Origin of the sequence: Catonella sp. (assembly GCF_052173895.1) — a bacterium.
Taxonomy (GTDB): Bacteria; Bacillota; Clostridia; order Lachnospirales; family Lachnospiraceae; genus Catonella.
The window spans coordinates 42,771-61,485 of the sequence record NZ_JBQMXS010000006.1 but is presented as its reverse complement, the minus strand read 5'-3'; the positions used below and the strand labels follow the sequence as shown (position 1 = coordinate 61,485).

At 35.6% G+C, this 18,715-nt stretch carries 8 protein-coding genes; all 8 read right to left on the bottom strand.

Annotation, left to right across the window (positions count from 1 at the left end; genetic code table 11):
* Positions 1–97: 97 nt before the first annotated feature.
* Positions 98–4,894, bottom strand: a complete 4,797-nt coding sequence (locus ACTTG8_RS02540; RefSeq protein ID WP_442560553.1) for an MSCRAMM family protein — start codon at positions 4,892–4,894, stop codon at positions 98–100.
* A 211-nt stretch (positions 4,895–5,105) separates the two neighbouring features.
* A complete protein-coding gene (locus ACTTG8_RS02535; RefSeq protein WP_442560552.1) occupies positions 5,106–11,465 on the bottom strand; it encodes an MSCRAMM family protein in 6,360 nt (2,119 codons plus the stop codon).
* A gap of 308 nt (positions 11,466–11,773) precedes the next feature.
* Complete coding sequence (locus tag ACTTG8_RS02530) at positions 11,774–12,631, bottom strand: Rpn family recombination-promoting nuclease/putative transposase (protein WP_442560551.1); 858 nt, start codon at positions 12,629–12,631, stop codon at positions 11,774–11,776.
* 272 nt (positions 12,632–12,903) lie between these two features.
* Positions 12,904–13,746, bottom strand: a complete 843-nt coding sequence (locus ACTTG8_RS02525) for a PilZ domain-containing protein (protein WP_442560550.1) — start codon at positions 13,744–13,746, stop codon at positions 12,904–12,906.
* A gap of 22 nt (positions 13,747–13,768) precedes the next feature.
* Positions 13,769–14,125: a hypothetical protein gene (locus ACTTG8_RS02520; protein WP_442560549.1), complete on the bottom strand. Its 357-nt coding sequence runs from the start codon at positions 14,123–14,125 to the stop codon at positions 13,769–13,771.
* Between the two features lie 76 nt (positions 14,126–14,201).
* The gene (locus tag ACTTG8_RS02515) at positions 14,202–15,686 is read right to left on the bottom strand and encodes a DUF1846 domain-containing protein (protein ID WP_442560548.1); all 1,485 of its coding nucleotides are present in this window, start codon (positions 15,684–15,686) and stop codon (positions 14,202–14,204) included.
* A gap of 52 nt (positions 15,687–15,738) precedes the next feature.
* Positions 15,739–17,337 carry a potassium/proton antiporter gene (locus tag ACTTG8_RS02510; protein WP_442560547.1) on the bottom strand — a complete coding sequence of 533 codons (1,599 nt, stop codon included), beginning with the start codon at positions 17,335–17,337 and terminating at the stop codon, positions 15,739–15,741.
* Between the two features lie 66 nt (positions 17,338–17,403).
* On the bottom strand, positions 17,404–18,684 hold the full coding sequence (locus ACTTG8_RS02505) for an LCP family protein (protein WP_442560546.1): 1,281 nt from the start codon (positions 18,682–18,684) through the stop codon (positions 17,404–17,406).
* Positions 18,685–18,715: the final 31 nt, after the last annotated feature.

Below are 18,715 nucleotides of genomic sequence, written 5' to 3'. Positions count from 1 at the left end.
ACTTCACTTGTTCATGCCGTAATCATTACTTTTACAGCTGTATTAGTTTAACATCTTTGTACCGATATGTCAAGCATAATCCGGATTTTTATTGTAGTTACTGCTCTTCTTTGCGTTTTCTAATTCTAAAACCTACTGCTAACACAAGGCCTGCACCAACTGTATAGTACCATAAAGTACTACTGCCACCTGTCTTAGGAAGTTTTTTCTTGGCCTTAAGTTTACCAAGAGGAGTACCATCATCTGCAAGTACATATTCCATAGTTCCATCCGGTTTCTTTTTCTTTACAAAAGTTCCAAGTGGAGTTCCGTCTTCAGCAATTACAGTAATCTCATCCGGACTATCAGGGTCATTTGGATCCGGAACATTGTCAATAGAATATGTTGGTACTACAGGTGTCTCCGGATCTTCAGGATCAGGAGTTTCTGTAACTTCAGGAGTGTCCGGCTCATTTGGCTCATCAGGCTCATTTGGTTCATCAAAATCATCCGGATCTTCAGGATCATCTTCAGAGTTTGGAGTTACTGGTTTAGATGGTTCTGATGGCTTGCTTGGATCTGTCGGCTTGCTTGGATCTGTCGGCTTGCTTGGATCTGTCGGCTTACTTGGATCTGTCGGCTTACTTGGATCTGTTGGAGTTACCGGTGGTGTTGGTGGTGGTGTTACACCTCCTCCACCACCTCCACTAGGTGAAGATGGAAGAGGATCATTAGTTATGGTCAAATAACCTGTATCATCTGCTAATTTTGCATTATCATAAACCTTATCCAACAACTTGATAAATTTATTTGCCACCTTAGTTATTTTAATAACATACTCTGTATCATTTTTCTTATAACCATCTGGTGCTTTTACTTCTTTTAACACATATGTGCCTGCTGTAAGCCCTTCAAAAATAAGCTCTCCATTAGCATCAGTGGCCTTTGGTTCTGCTGTTACAGCTACATTATTCTTCTTTAGCTCAAATTCTGCACCACTGAGAAGACTGTTATTACTACTGCTTTTTTTAATAATCTTTAATGAGGTTACATTAGCAACATTTTCAGTCTCATTTTTGACAGTCAAAACACCTTCTGCCCATTCTACACTAGCAGGATCTGTGAAAGTGATCTTTCCACTACTATCTACACTAAACTTGTATACAGGCTTAGTATCCTTATAGCCTATAGGTGCTTTTGTTTCTGTAAGTTCGTAACTGCCTTCTGTTAATTTACTATATTCAAGTACACCATTCTTATCAGTTATACCGGCCTTTCCGGTTATTAGGATATCTCCCTTTTTAAGTTCAAACATTGCACCATACAGCAGATTAAGACCTGTAGTATCTTTCTTGATAATCTTTAATTTACCAAGATTAGAAACATCATTAATCTCATTTTTTACAATTAGTTCATTACCGTTTTGTGTAATATTTTCAAATTCTGATACAACCCTTCCATTATTATCAAGAAGTTCTACTTTCTTTCCATTTTCAAGCTCTGTTATTTTTATTTTGTACTCAGTCTTATTTAACAGATATCCAGCCGGTGCCTCAACTTCTTTAAGCACATATACACCTGTTTTAAGTCTATTAAACTCTATCTTACCTTCTGCATCAGTGGTTTTTGGAGAACCGTCTACTTTCGTACCATCTTTAGTAAGTTCAAATTTTGCCCCTGAAAGAACCTTATCTCCATTTGCATTTTTCTTAATTATACTAAGCTTTTCAAAGCCCTTTATCTCTCCTGATGAAGTTACTGTTGCCCTATATTTCTTTTTAACCTCTACAGTACTTTCTACAACATTGCCCTCACGAAGATAAACATCATTTGCTAAATCTATACCTGCATTTACATCTCCTACAATATCTGTAATATAAGAAATCTTGTAGGTCTCATTGCTCTTAGGAAGAGTAATAATAAACTTTTTACTCTCCTTATCATATTTAAATATATCAGAAAGCCCTGTAGTTATTTCCTCATCTTCTTCAAAGGTACCGTCAGCCTTTAGCTTACCTGTAAAAATCCTGTAGTTATCTCCTTGGAATACAAGATTATTACTGCCTTTTTCTCTTCTTAAGCTAAGATTATTACCAAGCACATCCTCAAGTGTTACCCTAGTATTATCTGTATAATCCTTATATGGAGTATACACTATATTCCATTTCAGATAACCCTTCTTTTCCTGCTCTTTTGCCTTAGTATCAGGAGTTTTTGTAAGGAATTCTTCATTGATTAATACTTCCTGGTTGCTATCTACTGTGTGGGTAAACCAAGTGTTTTTCGCACCATTATACGATTTTTTCTCTGCATTTATTCCTGCCTTATTATTAACAATCTTATCTTTTGTATTAAAATACTCCTTAAACTTATCTTCCTTAAGCTGTAACTTAAATAAGATTACATAAGGTGAGTCTAACTTTTTAAACTTAAACTCAAGCTTATTGCCGGTCTTTACAAATTCTAATTTGTCTACAGGAAGGTCTATAGGTTTGTCTTCTGCCAGTACTGTTGCATCTATAGTAGTTATACTGGTAGCAGGTTTTCCTTTGTAGATAAGATAATTTTTTCCATTTGTTATTGGTACAAGTTCCCAGTCATCAGGCAGATTATCAGTAACAGTAACTACTCCAAGGTCACCATCTTCATCATTAATCTGTGCTGCATTTACACTTAATCTGTAAATAATAGAACGGTCTTTTATATTGAAGGCTGACTTTTTAATATCTGCTGCTTCCTTAGCCTTTTTTGCCATGCTGTCAAAAACATCATCATTTACAATGTTATTTGAAGAAGATACTTCTAAATTTTTCACAAACTCTGTTGCGGCTTCCTTTGAAAGAGCCTGTTTACTTAATACTTTAGAATTATAATTAGCTGAAGCATCTTTCTCTCCTAAAAGCCAACCATCCTTTTTTGTAAGAGCTACATGGTTTTTAACTACAGATGATGAATTTACTGAATCTTGTTGGAATAGTATCCATGGCTCTAAAACCCTCGACTTAAATTTCACTATATTTTTTTTATTCTGTTTAAAACCACTTACTTCCAGTAAATGACCTATAATCGTATTACCATCCTCCTTGGTAATATTATAAACCTTAGCCTTTAATCCATCCTCATTATCAACAAGCGGATTATCTATATCTACAAGCTTGCAATGATAATCAGCAGTAGAAACCATCTGTTGTAATGTAAGTTTTGTAGGAAGTACTGCATCATCGCCACTTTTATCTTTTATTTTAAATTTGCCATCATATACTCCACCTCTATCGGTTATAACTGTATCAGTAAGATCACCAAAAATAAACGTATCATATAGATAGTATTCAGTATTATCACCCTCAGGAACATCAACTGTTGCAGTCCATAAAGTTTCAAAGCCTGCTCTTTCTATATTGTTAGATTCTCTTAGTCTTTGATCACCTTCCAGAAGTGGTTCACTACTGTCACGAGTAACTCTATTTGCAATTTTATCTAATTTTCCATGGCCAAGGTCTACAGTGGCATCCATATTTCTTCTGAATGTAGGATTATCTCCCCAATATATTTTAGCATCATTTCTAAACCTGCAGTAACCATCAGGATTCTCTATTGGGTTGGTTATAATTGTTAATCTTATCTTTTTAGTTATATTACCTAAAATATATTTCTGGTTAGAATCAGGAGTTATCTCTCTTTTATTAATCCATTTATTTCCAACATCATCGTATTCTTCATAAAAGCTTTCTTTTCTAGTCTGAGATGCTGTTCCAATAATAGCATCTTTAAGCACATCTTCAATGGTTACATTCTTTAATTCTTTACTTTCTTCATTAATTTCTATAAACCATTTTATATATGGCTTTGCATTAGGAGTACTTTCTTTGTCAGGCTCACCTTTCTTTGTTCCAAACTTTTTTAACACAACTTCAGCTTCATTAGATTCTTTGACTGAATCTCCTTTAGAAACCTTTGCCTTGTTCTTATAAGTCTTACCTCTAATCAAATCACCCTGAGTAATTAAAGTACTAAACTCTATTTTTGCTGTTCCAATATTGGGTGCTGTACAATCATCGTTTTTAATTGTATATGTAAGATTTGTACGATTTCCATTGTCTAGATTTTTTTGATTTCCATTAATCTTAAATGTATTGAATTCATATTCTCCTACAACATCTTTAAGAATATCATTAAACACATACCCTTCAAGACTAAGCTGTTCATCTGTACCTTTTTTCTTTCTCAATACATCTACAGTCCAGTCTACGGTGCCATTATTTAAATTAAGTTTACCCTCTTTTTTAACAGTAAATTCTTCTTCAGAGCTTTCTACATCATAGGGATTTCCTAAAATCTTAACCTTGCCACCAGCCTCTGTTTTATTTATATCTTCTTTATTTACCTGTAACTTAACTACAGCATTAACACTAATTTCATTCTGATTAAACATTTCAGAATCTGCAAATGAAAAATCAAATCTTACTTTTATTTTCCCATTAGTGTCCTTAGTAAAGCTGGTTTTACAAATTGTTTTATCTTTAAGGTCATCAGGTGTTGTGCGTGGATCAGGCTTTGTATACTCTTCGTGATTTATATTTATAATATCAAAATACTGACCTAATTCATATTCTACATATGAATCATCATCTATATGACCTGCTAAATCACTTTTATCAAAATTAAATTTATCCTTTATTGTAACAGTCAATTCATTTGTTAAATCAATCTTAGGTGCAGGGGTTGCTCCGAAATTTAATTGCTGACCATTCTGTGTAAAAACTATCTCATGTGCTTTTACTACCGATGAATCATTAGTCCTATTTTTAGTTGCAGGCGATGCTGCCTCTGCAAACTGTGGCAGTCTTACACCGGTAAGAAAAATTCCTACCATAAGTATCAAACTAAGTAGTGCGTATTTGTGTTTTTTCCACATATGTTACCTCCATATTTTTAAATGTGTTGTTGTATAATTATACATTATATCCATTATTTTTTGTTCCGACAATCCTTTTTTAATGACAATATAAGCTATATTCTTAATTTTCAGATTTTTGCATAATTTTGCGTATTCGTAGTAGTGTATTACAAAAAAGAGCTGTGGATCGGCATCATATGTCAAAACACAGCTCTCATTTAACTATAAATTAGTTCTCTTTATATTTCTTTCTTCTTACTACCAGTACACCTGCTGCAAGCAATAAAAGCATAGCTCCACCTGCATAATATACTACATTGCCAGTTCCACCTGTCTTTGGAAGTACCCTCTTTGCCTTGCTAGGCCCCTTAGGAGTTCCATCATCATTAACTTCAACATACTCATTCTTTCCATCAGGAGTCTTCTGCTTTACAAAACGACCCTGTGGAGTTCCTTCTTCATCAACTGCTACAAACTCATCCGGACTATCCGGATCATTAGGATCCGGAAGAGTATTTTCAGAATACCTAGGAAGTTCTGATACCGGAGTTGGGTTTGGTGTTGGATTTGGTGTTGGATTTGGTGTTGGATTAGTACTTGGTGTTGAGTTTGGCCCCGGAACAATAGGAGTGCCTCCTCCAGGGGTAACGCCACCTCCACCTCCCGGAGTAGTTCCACCACCTCCTCCCGGAGTAGTTCCGCCACCGCCTCCTGGAGTAGTTCCACCTCCATTTGGTACATCGTTCTTCTTATTAAATACTACAACTGTCTTCTCTATTTCCTTTATTTCTGTATTGTTAGCATCTATTATCTTAAACTCAGGACTTACTGCACTTGCAGTTACAACTACTGTATAACTCTTTATAAGAGCTGTATAATTATTAGGGGCTATTTCTTCCTTAAGCACATACTTACCCGACTTAAGTCCCTTAAATACTATACCTCCCTTTGATGTGACTTTCTCACCTGTTATTGCACTATAAGATACATTCTGATTTTCTACAGAAACAAGACTAAACTTAGCACCATCAAGTGGTGTCTTTATTGCTCCAAGAGTAGTAGCTGCGTTATCAACTATATCTGCTTTAAGAAGTTTAAGGTCGTAGGTTTCTTTAACAGTCTCATCTTTTTCGTTGAAGATTACAAAACCATCACTAAATGTGTCAGCAATAAGCTTGATAGTTTTATCTTCTTTCAAAATCCTAATTTGAGACGGCTCAAGCTCTTCACCTTTATCATTAGTTTTAGGTTCTGTTACCTCTACCTCATATTCAAAACTGTTCTTAATGTAATCTTTTGGAGCTGTTTTTTCTATCAGCTTATATTTTCCAGGTTGCCAATCTAAAAGTATGCCTCCTGCCTCGGTCTTTATATCATCTGATTTCTCCCAAGCTTTTTTTGTTTCATCATACCTAGATACCTCAAATATTGCATCTGAAAGTGTTGTCTTAATCTTTGATGCTAAGACTGTCTCGTCTTTAAGCAAGTCACTATTGTCCTTTAAATTTGCTTTGACAAACAGTATACCTTTCTTCTTTTTATCTAAGATTACTAACTCATCATTTTTGTCAGTTTGATGGAAAGTGTAATACTCATCACTATATCTATCCACTACAGCATTACCCTTCATAACTTTTGTAATTTCGAGTTTCTTACCAGCCTCAGCTTTTGGATTAATCTTAAGATAATACTTAATGTCCTTATTCAGTTCAAAATGTCTAGGAGCATCAATCTCTTCTAGGATATAATTACCTCCCTCAAGATCTGCCACAGTATACTTCCCTTCGTTATGTACAAAACTAAATTCTTGGTTACTGCCCTCTTTTGTTAACTTAAACTTAGCTCCTGCAAGCAAATCAGCCTTTATTTTGGTATCCTTATTATCCTGTGCACCTCCCAAGAAACGGTATCTAAAATTACTCTTATATACATTCAGTGTGAATTTATCTCCATCCTTCTTTTGGTTAAATACCACTACAGTATCCTCAACCACCTTAACTGACTTATCAGCATCAGCTTTATTTACAAGAGTAATTTTATTACCCTTTGTAGCTGTAGGTGTTACCTGTACTTCATAAGTTTTATCACCTAAGCCAACATAATTATCCGGTGCCTTTGTCTCTTTTAATAAATAACTTCCTGCTTTTACATTCTCAAAGATAAGTCCACCGTTATTATCCGATACTGCTTTGTAAGACAATGTTGTATCATTCTTAGATGTTAAGCTAAACTCTGCACCAGACAACTTATCAATCTTATTAAGGTCTTTATCATAATCTTTTGCATCAGCCTTAATAAGTTTAATAGAAACTAAATTATTGTTAGCCTTTTTATTTGTCACAACTATGGTTCTGCTGTCAGATTGTAAAATACCATTAACTTCTTTTCCATCTTTCTGAACAGCCTTGTTGATCATAAGACCTATGCCACCAGCTACCTGACCATATCCCAAGGTGAATGTGTATTCACTTCCATCATTTATATAGCCTTCCTTAGGAGTAAGCTCAGTTATGGCATATACTTCATCAGCTTTAGTTTCAGTCAGACCCTTAAACACAATACGACCATTTGGGTCAGTAACTTCCTCAACAGGATCTCCAATCAAATTATTTGTTTTAGTATTGCGCTTTTCAAGTTTAAACTTAACTCCACTGAGAGCCTCTTTAGTATCTTCATCAATTTTCTTAAGTACAATATTTACTTTATTTCCTGTAAGGAACTTTGCCCTTACATTAACACTTACATCTACTGTATACTTTTTACTTCCTTCTGCTATCGATTTAGAATTATTTATTCTAAGCTTAACAGTATTTTTAGGTTCGATAGCCTTACTATCATCTAAAGTCGTACTGTAGCTGAAGATAAAATTACTCTTCTTGTCTGCATTAGGAATCTTAAGTGTAATGCTATCGTTATCACCATCTTTCTTATATGTAAGCATACTATTAAGCTCATCATTAGTATAAGAATGAATAACTTTACCTTTATCATCGACTTTGTTAAGTACATAGGCAACACCGTTTAGTACCGGCTTATTTGTTGTTTTATCAACAAAGACACTTAAGCCTTTACCAAGCTCATCATAGAGCTCTATGTCACCCGTAGCACTATTTAATTTTTCATTGGTATCCTTATCCATTACGGATGGCTTATAATTTATAGTCCATCTTATAATTCCACCTTCTTCAGTGGTATAATCTTTACCTAAAAATCTTGAATCATAATCAACTATCTTACTGCTTGACATCTTATATTTGCCTTCTTTTCCTTTTTCATTCCAAGCACTAAATTCAGCAGTATTATGGACAGTAGTATTCTTATCTGTATTTTTCTTTACTTCGCTATCTGCAAGTTTTACCCTGTAAAGAATTACATAAGGCTTTTCAAGTTTCTTGAATGTAAGTTTTGCATTGGACTTTTCTGGTGTTGTAGCTGTTTCTGGTTTAAAAAGTAGTCCATCAACTTCATCCTTACTATAACTATCACCTACTGCATTTACAAAGGCATCATCCGAAGGTATTGTTTTAGTTCTTGCCTCTCCTGAATATACTATATATTCAAGGTCACTCGTATCGCTAATCTTAACTCTCTCAAACTTCTTGTCTATACTATCCTCAATAAGAGCATTCATGTAGTTTTTATTATTAATAAAACTCTTTACACCTGCTGCATTCACACTGAGCCTATAAATTATGGACTTATAATTCTTAACATAAGCTCCATCTTTTTTCTCATGTCCTATTACAGAGTTAGCATTAGCTACATCGTACTTACCCTCTATAATCTTCTCTGCAGCCTCGCTTGTAAGGGCATCTTTTTGTATCATCCTATAGTTATATTCAGGCCAAGAATCAGCAGACTGAATACTTTCAGCAAGCTTTGGTTCAGCTCCGTCTTTACCCGGCTCTGCCCCCTTAACAAGCCAAGCCAGATTCTTAATCTGATTAGGCTGATTACCGTTGGCACCGTTCTTAGGCCCTCCTGTTATCCTATATCCATCAACCAAGTGAGTTCTAAATGAAAAACGATAATAATCAGTCCAATCTGTAACCTTACCATCTAATGTAGACAAATCAAACTCAAGCAGGTCACCAACAGGCTTTCCATTAGATTTTAATGTATAAATCTTAGGCTCACCTATACCCTTCTGTGAACCCATCTCATATACCATTTTACGGTCACTGGCATCTTTAAGTACCTCAGCCAAAGCAATCTTAGAAGATACAAGTTTTCCTTTATCAGTAAGATATTCTTTATCTACAGTAAGACCTTCTCTATCATTACCGTAAATTACGGCATCATATACATATGCTCCGCCTTTAGCTTTATTTTCTTTCACAAAGTCCTTTTTAACTTTTATGTACCAAGTCGGATTAGCATCTATAAGCAGGTTATTCTGATATGACACTGCATCATCAGGTCTTTTATATATTAAACTGGTTCCCAAATCAAGATTATCCTCGAGTTTAACTTGTTTCCCATCATTCCATGTAATAAATGCAGCATTACCAAACCTGACACTGCCTACAATCTCAGACTTATCTATTTCAGACCAAACAGTAACTTTTATTAATGTATTAAGATCGCCTATATTATATACATATGGATCTTTACTAAAAAACTCTGTTATATCTTTAGTTTTTTCCCAAGTCTTGTTAACACTATTCCAATAGCGTATAGTTGCCTTTGTAATCTTCAAATATTTTTCACTATTATGACCTTTTATAGGGAACTTATCTTCAATCCTAACATTTTTTAAGTTCTTACCTGTAGCATCAAATACTATATTCCACTGTACCTTATACTTATCACCATCAATATAACCTTTGGAGCTAGAGTCTCCATCGGCAATAGTTTTGATATCAGTTATATTAGATTGCTGCTCTTTAAGCTCATTATTGATAAGATCTCCTATTACTCCCTTTTTAATGCTTGTTCCATGATACTTGGCACCCCATCTGCCGCTCCATTTTATATTTTTGCTAGCCCTAGTAAGCTCTTTGCCATAGCTATTCCCTTCTTTTTTGTATAAATATGCTATGTTGGTTATATCAAAGCCTTTTTTATCCTCACAAAGACGGCTGAAGCTTTTAGCATTCTCGCCATCCTGTAGGCTTGTACTAAATTTAACAATTACCTTTCCCGGTGTATCATTAGGGAAGATATAGGTAAGAGCCTCATTACTGGAATCTGTAGTACTTGGCAGTAATTTAAAAGTATTGGCATCTACATTAAGTTGATTTCCAATAGTTCCATCTCCATTTATCTCATGAATAGAAAAGCTATCGTTTACAAATTTACCAACATTCTTAAGAGGGTCTTCAAATTTATAATCACTGTCAAGTGGCAGTAATGTACCATTTTCTCCTATTTTTTCTATTCTAACTTCCCAGTCAATATTTCCTTTGTTGAAGTCTATCTTACCGGACTTCTCCATCCGTACTTTAGCTTCAACTGCTTTTTCAAATCTATATGTTTTTTCTAAAACTACTACATATTTGCCCTTATCATCGTTTTCAATCTTACCTGTATTTACAGTAACCTTAAGAACTATCTCAGCCTCCATATCAATAGCACCTTTAAGTTCAGCATTGTCCTTAAGGAGAGTCATCTCCATAAAGATAGTATCTCCTTGAATTACTGTTTTTGCATGAAATACATCTTTTAAAGGCTCTTCTCCGTCTTTATATTTAGCAGGTAAGTTTTTATCAAAAGTCAGATTATCTTTATGAAGTTTTATACCTGTTCCTAAAGGAACCAGTATCTTATCACCCTTCCTAAGATATTCCCTATTTGCTCCTCCTATAGGGTTAACCGGAAGTGTCACTATCGCCTTAATCTTAAGATCTTTATTAGGATCTATTTTGTCACTATCTACATCTACAATTTTACTTTCCTGCTCAACTGTCTTAGTTTTAAAATAGTTGCTCTTCCAATCAAGTGTCTTAGAAGACATGGTTGTGTTTGTGTTATTTGCAACTTTCTTTTCATTAAAATCTGCTACTAATTTCTCTATTGCATCCTCAGCAACACTCTCTGCCTTTAATGCATTAAGCGTAGCCCTAACTTTCTCAATCTCAGCATCTAATTTAACAATTTTCATAAGCCCTTCAAGAAAATTGCCACTAAATCCATTAAAAGCCTTCTTTTCTACCGATATAGGTTCTGCACCCGGATTAGGTATAGCCGGTACTTCTAATGTACTTACAGTTTCTTCTGATGATGGAGAAACTTCATCTTTATCTTTCTTATCAAGCTCTGTAGAATCTTTCTTCTCTGAGCCTTCTTTATTCTTCACTTTCTCTTCATCCGGCTTTGATGAAGTTTTATCTTTATCCACTCCTACCTCAGCAAGCTCTTTATTAAGCATGGACAAAAGAACCTCATACTCATCTTCCTTTACAATAGCAAGGAGATTCTTTGAGATTTCCTCAGACTTATCCCCATATGCAGGAGTCAGAATCTTTTTCAATTCTGCAGTATAGTCTTTTTCAGCCCATGAGCCGAATGATCTAAAATTAGTCAGTACCAAGCCAATAATCAGTAACAGACTAATTACTCCTCTTCTAAATTTCATTTTCTTCCACATAGGCATCTTCCTTTCTTAGATAGATATATTTTCTTTTTTTCATTACAATACACTTATACTTATCATAATTATATCAAGTTACAAAACACTTATCAACTAGAAAATATGTTAAATTAATGTATATAATTTTAGCCGATAATGATAGGTCTGCAATATCATTATCGGCTTTTCTATTCAAAAAATTAATATTTAATATTATATTTTTTATATTGTTGTGAAATTTTACTATAAGCTCACATTTTGTGTTGTTGAAACTTAATTATTGTCAAATTTCTTAAACTTATTCATTGTATTCTCGTTGATTATTATTATAAACTTTCGACCTGTTCTTTGGTCAAACCTGTAATCTCCATTATGTACTTTAATGCAGCTTTACTCTCCTTCAGTTTTTTGGCTATATTGAGAGTTGCAATCTCCTCTCCCTGCTCTATTCCTTTCTCTATTCCTTTCTCTATTCCCCTATTTTCAATTTTATCTAAAAATCCACACATATCCACTGTTCCTCCTTCTTTCTTCATTGATTTAACTTCACTTTTTGCCTCAGCAAATCTTTCATCATTTGTCAGCAGGCTAAGCAAATCTAACACCTCATCAGGATGTCTTATTTCTTCCTGATTTGGCTCATAATTTTCTTCTTTTGCCATGATGCCTGCTATAAAATTAAAATCACCCTTATATCTTTCTATTTCTTCATCAGTAAGCCTAGCCATTTCAACGAGTTTAAACTTATGATCTGAAATCAGCCCCTCAAGCTCCGTCGGACAAGTGATTCTTTCCTTTAGACTTATTGGTGCCTTCCACTTAGTCTTTCCCCAATAAATAACTATTGTAAATACCGGATAAATCTCCGCCCTTCCTTGCTGATTTTTATAAGTGACTCCATCATACGCACACACCCTTAGTATTAGATCTTCATCCGGTACTGACTGGTTCTCAACTCCTATAAATGAGAATATTACTCCATTTTTCTTCCAGAGCTTAGCCACATCTCTTAACTGTTCGTGATGTACATTCTCATCATCCTTAAACTGTGTGACAGTGCCGGCCTCTTCTAAGTCCTCACTCTTTACTACATCCCTTCCATCAAATATGGTTCCATTCACAACATCTGCAAAGACATCATTAAAGCTTAAAAGTATTTTTTCTGCAATATCTTTTTCTTTCATTGTACTCCTTTTCCTGTTAATAAACAACAATACATTTTTTAATAATTGAGAAATCATGATTAATTATCACAAGAATCATTTAATCAGATAGATAAAAATATTAGAACAAATAATTTTCCTATTTCATCGTCTACATTGTAATATACTTCAATCATATTGTCACCGTCAATTTGTATGAATTTCTAAGCATTTTTTATACAAAATGTACAATTTTTATTCATGCAAAAAGCCGGTCAACATAGAGTTCACCGACTTTAATAATACTTCCATATTCAATTCTTTAAGGGTCTATTCTTCGCCCTGCGTTTTTCCACCTGTTTTTCATTCACATACTTACTTAGTTCTTCATTTATAGAAAGAAATTTACAGCCTATGGTTCTTTTTTGTATGGTATCTACCACTCTTACAACTACCGCTTTTATAATAAATTCGACTTTCTGTTTTACCTTCTCTCCCTTTTCTTCACTACCACCGCCATTCATGGCTTCAATAAGGGAAATCTGCTTTTTAAATCGGGCTACATCCTTTTCAGCCCTAGTCATAGGCAGGCTGTTCGTCTGCCTTGTTTTAAATATTTTTAAATAATCCGAAAATGTTATTAGAATATTATCCCCCGGCTCTATCTGTAGGTACTTAGGTATGACCAAGCCTATACCCACCGAACTTATGTCCTTAACCGCTGCCTTACTAAGCGATTCCTCATTTCTAAGCTTTACGTAACATTCATTTGTCACAGATACCCTAAAACTATTTCTTCTATTAAAAGGCTGTACATCACCATCTGCCAATATGATATGGGCAGCACCATATTTGCCGAGATTAATCCTATATACCTTGACCTTCATCCATTCATAAGGCTTAGATTCAAAAATCCCCATTACAGAACATTCTATCTCATCATTATCAAAACTGAGTGGTCTCCCATTAAAGGTAAACATCTCTGCCACTACATATTTTGAAAATCTCATTTTATTCTTTTCTAAAAAATCTGATATTTCCCTTTTATCAGCAGGATGATATATTCCTGCCACTTTTGAATGAAAATCTGCTGTATTGGATTCAAAAACTGCTGTGAGCCTAAGCCCACAGCCTTCTATCAACTGGTTAATAAACATTTAACCCTCACATTATAAGAAATTATTCACCATCTTCTTCAGTTTCTACTGTAAGCATAGGAACCACAACACTATCCGCATCATAGTTATACAGCTCATTTAATTTCTCAAGCACTTTTTCACACTCTTCCTCTGACTTATCAAGATCCTGCATAGCCTTCATGCAATATGCTGAAATAATATTGTTGAATGCTCCTGTATCTACAATTGTAAGTAATTCTGCAAGACTTTTACCATTCATAGCTTTACAAGCCTCTAAAAGTTCAGACACTCTTTTCTTTACTTCCTCTGTATCCGCCTCTGCAAGCTTATTTTCATATTCTCCTATAAGAACTTCAAGATCCAGTGCAAAGCTCTCTGCTCCTAATTCTGTAGCCATAATTCATATCCTCCTAAATTTTGTTTAATAGTACTATACTAGCATACACTTATGTCAAAGATATTACAAGTTAAATTTAATTATGAAATAATTTTTTTGTCTGATACTTAGGCTCACAGGTCATATTTATGCCGAGTTTTGCTAAAGTACGCTGGTCTTCCCTCGAAAGAATAACTGAAGAATGAGCCTCACATCCCTTTAATCTGTCAAGCATCTCCACTACCTTTGCGGCATTTTCATCTGTACCTGCACATATAGTAAGAGCAATCAGCATCTCTGCTATATGTAAATTGGGGTTATGATTTCCAAGATGATTAATCTTAAGCTGTTGAATCGGCTCAATTACACTTGGCGAAATAAGCCTCAAACTATCCGAAAGACCTGCAAGCTTTTTTAAGGCATTAAGGAGCATAGCTGAGGTAGCCCCCATCAGCTCTGAAGTCTTGCCGGTAATTATACTGCCGTCTTCAAGCTCTATCGCACTTGCCGGTTCTCCGGTAACTTCAGACTTAGTATTTGCTGCTGCCACTGTCTTTCTGTCCTGCACTCCTGTACCTGCTTTTTTCATGAGCAGTTCTAGCTTTTCTACAACCTCTGCCCTGCTGTTACCCTTTCTTAACTCACATCTCTCCTTAAAATACCGCCTAATTATCTCCTGTTTTGCAGCATCCCTTATAACTTCATCATCAAAGATACAGTTTCCCACCATATTTACTCCCATATCTGTAGGGGATTTGTATGGAGATGATCCATATATCTTTTCAAACATTGCATTTAATACAGGAAAAATAGCCACATCCCTATTATAATTTACAGTAGTAAGCCCATAAGCCTCTAAGTGATAAGGATCTATCATATTTACATCGTTAAGGTCTGCTGTGGCCGCCTCATACGCAAGATTCACCGGATGTGAGAGCGGTATATTCCATATAGGAAAGGTTTCAAACTTAGCATAACCTGCCTTTATACCATGTTTATGGTCATGATAAAGCTGCGAAAGACATACCGCCATCTTTCCACTACCCGGCCCCGGTGCTGTTACAACTACTAGGGAATGTTTGGTTTCTATGTAATCATTTTTACCATAACCTTCATCACTTATAATTGCAGGTATGTCATTTGGATAGCCTGCTATAGGATAATGTCTATAAACCTTAATTCCCAGAGCCTCCAATTTCTTCTGGTACTGAATTGCACTTTCCTGGCCTTCAAACCTTGTAAGCACTACACTCCCTACATAAAGTCCATAACTCCTAAAAGCATCAATCAGCCTAAGCACATCTAGGTCATAGGTTATTCCAAGGTCTCCTCTAACCTTATTTTTTTCTATGTCCGCAGAATTGATAACTACAACAACTTCCACATCTTCCCTTATCTTTGCAAGCATCCTTATCTTACTATCCGGCTTAAATCCGGGCAGTACCCTTGATGCATGGTAATCATCAAAGAGCTTTCCGCCAAATTCCATATATAGTTTGCCGCCAAAGCCTGCTATTCTCTCCATTATTTTTTCTGACTGCATTTTCAGATACTTGTCATTATCAAACCCTGTCTTGAACATAGCTCTTTCCTTCCTTTTATATATAGTTGATTTTAATTTTAAAGTAATTAGCCTACCTTACCAAACTGTTCATTACAAGCATATCTCCCTCATTTAATACTATATTCCCATTAGGAATTATGATGTCGTCTCCTCTTTTTATGAGAATTATTAATGTATCATCATCTGTCGGTATTTCGGAAATAGCCTTTCCTATATAACTACTCTTGTTATTTATATATATTTCGCTGAGCATTGTGCCTGTCATCTGCTCAGGGGTAGCAGCAGAAAGTACTACCTTATCACCCACATTCAAAATTGTCTGTCCATTCGGAACTCTAGTACCCTTTTCGTTTTGTACCGAAACCATTATTGTTTCCGGAGGAGTAGTAATCTCCATAAGAGTCTTTCCTGCCCAAGAATGTCCTTCAGGAATTGTGAACTGTATAAACTGTACCGGTACTTCTTCTGTATAGTCGGTAAACGTCTTCATAACATCCCCACCACTATCTATCATATCAAGTGATTTAGCAACTTTCGGTAAAGATGCTCCCTGAAACAAAATTGATAAAAGAACTATGAAAAAAGTTATGTGGAAAAGATTCTCATCAAGATCTGCTCCCTGCACAGCCATAATGGCAAAAACTATGGATGCAGCTCCTCTAAGTCCTGCAAAAGATACCAACATAATCTGTTTTATACTGCTCTTAAAAGGTGCAAGTATAGTAAATACTGCTGCCGGTCTTGACACCAAGGTCATAAACAAGAATATCAGTACAGCAGGTATTGCCACTCCCGGCAATTTTGACGGACTTGACAAAAGTCCCAAAAGGAAGAAAATTACCATCTGCATAAGACTTGTAGTTCCATCGAAGAAATGCACCAAATTCTTCTTATCCCTAATACGGCTATTTCCCATTATAATTCCTGTAATATAGGCGCTCAAATAGCCATTACCTCCAATGAAACCTGCCCCTGCATAAGACACTACGGCTACTCCAAATACAAAGATTGTATCAAATCCATCTGCCTCTACAAGAATATTATGCAAAAACCATATTGCTACAAGGGCAATCACAATTCCTACTATCACACCAAAACCTAACTGACTAAGTACCATGAGAATTGGATTTTCACTATCTCCTTCATCTTTTAGCATCTGTATAAATAAGATAGTGAGCATATAGGCTATCGGATCGTTACTTCCACTCTCTAATTCAAGCATTGACGCTGTATTATATTTTAAATTCAGTTTTCTTGAACGAAGTATGGAGAATACGGATGCTGCATCTGTCGAACCTATTATCGAACCTATTGCAAGTCCTGCTATCCAGCTCATGTCAAACACATAATGGCAAAAAACACCTGTTATAAAAGCCGTAAGCACTACTCCAAGCGTGGATAAAAGTCCTGCCTTGATAGCTACCGGTCTTGCCTGTTCCCAGTCTGTACCAAAACCTCCATAAAATATAATAAATATAAGAGCTATTGAACATATGTTCTCTGCAAATGCATAGTTTTCAAAATCAATCCTGAAGAGTCCGTCCGAGCCAAAGAGCATTCCCAGAAAAATAAAGGCAAGGAGCATGGGCATACCCAGTTTTGCCGATACCTTATTAAGCATTACACAGGCAAAAATAACTATTGAAACCAGCATTAAAAAATTTACCATAGCTCCTCCTTTCCTATATTTATTAAAACCGACACAGGCTCAGCCCATATCGGTTAAAATCAACTTCTACTTATTCTTTGTAGCGCTTTCACCTTTTATAGCCGAACCTGAGGCAGGTTCCTTATGGCTGCTAAAGATAAAATTAGCAAGAGCTTCTCTGTTTGGAGCCAAGTCGAAGTCTACAACAGACATGCGATTTGGCCTTTTTTCTCGGTATGTGCCGTCTATAGGTATTCTGAAAGTGTCAAGCGGCACTCCGTCTATGCTAAGCTCCAATACTTCTGCAAGATAAGAACTTGCATTATCCTTCTTTATATCGGTCTGTATCTGAGAAAATATTGTATCGAGTATGTTTACCAAAGTTATAGGATTACTTTTCTTTACTTTCTTAAATATGGCAGACATAACTCTCCTATGCCTCGAAGTCCTTCCTTCATCATTGTTTGATCCATCTAAAGTAGCTCTGTACCTCACTCTTGCATATCCGAGAGCCTGATTTCCATTCATATGGTTTACGCCCGGTTTTAAGGTACGATTTGACCTTTTCGATATATAGTTCCTCGTATTTAAGTACTGTGCCTCACCGGCAGTAATCTCTATATCAACTCCACCAAGGTCGTCTATCACCTTTTGAAAAGTTTCAAAACTTACTATCGCAGAACCGTCAAGCCTTATTCCATAGGTTTCAGCTATGGTCTCATAAACAGTATTGATTCCACCCTTTCCAAAAGCGGCATTTATCTTTGTCTTATAGTACCCCGGTATGTCCACATAGCTGTCTCTCATTATAGAAGTAAGCCCAAGAGTCTTTTGCTTTGTGTTTATTGTAGCTATCATAATTGAATCTGTACGGCCGGATGCCACTCCATTGCTTCCTATGGCTTCTACTCCAAGAAGGAGGATATTGTAGACTCCGTCCTGATGAAGAGCATTCTTAAATGTGTCGGACATTTTAGAAATATCTATATTATCTGTAATCTCACCAACCTTAAGCCCCTGTTCTTTCTCTTCCTCTGTATCTATAACAGAGCCTGACACCTCTTTATCAGGTTTCTTAGGCTTTTCGTCTGTTTTTCCCATTCTCCAGTAAGCATACTTAACCGCAAGTCCTGTCATTATCTTCCTACCCGGTTTTGTAAGTGTGAGAAATGCACCTCCTGCCAGCAACACCACCATCAAAAATATTAATATTTTTAAGAAGATATTCATACCTTTCTTCTTTTTTCTTTTTTTTCCTGATTGCCTCTGTCTGTGTTCCTGCTCCTTTGTATTTTTTCCCATTTCTTCTCCTACCTGTTTTGCAAGCGAATTGCGTACTTCCTTCATAAACTCATCTTCTTTATTCATTGTAAACCTTCTTTCACTACCTAATTAAAAC

Bases quoted from the DNA above. Each gene is read 5' to 3' on its own strand.
- ACTTG8_RS02540 (WP_442560553.1), bottom strand. From the start codon at position 4,894: ATGTGGAAAAAACACAAATACGCACTACTTAGTTTGATACTTATGGTA.
- ACTTG8_RS02520 (WP_442560549.1), bottom strand. From the start codon at position 14,125: ATGGCTACAGAATTAGGAGCAGAGAGCTTTGCACTGGATCTTGAAGTT.
- ACTTG8_RS02505 (WP_442560546.1), bottom strand. From the start codon at position 18,684: ATGAATAAAGAAGATGAGTTTATGAAGGAAGTACGCAATTCGCTTGCA.
- ACTTG8_RS02510 (WP_442560547.1), bottom strand. From the start codon at position 17,337: ATGGTAAATTTTTTAATGCTGGTTTCAATAGTTATTTTTGCCTGTGTA.
- ACTTG8_RS02525 (WP_442560550.1), bottom strand. From the start codon at position 13,746: ATGTTTATTAACCAGTTGATAGAAGGCTGTGGGCTTAGGCTCACAGCA.
- ACTTG8_RS02535 (WP_442560552.1), bottom strand. From the start codon at position 11,465: ATGTGGAAGAAAATGAAATTTAGAAGAGGAGTAATTAGTCTGTTACTG.
- ACTTG8_RS02530 (WP_442560551.1), bottom strand. From the start codon at position 12,631: ATGAAAGAAAAAGATATTGCAGAAAAAATACTTTTAAGCTTTAATGAT.
- ACTTG8_RS02515 (WP_442560548.1), bottom strand. From the start codon at position 15,686: ATGTTCAAGACAGGGTTTGATAATGACAAGTATCTGAAAATGCAGTCA.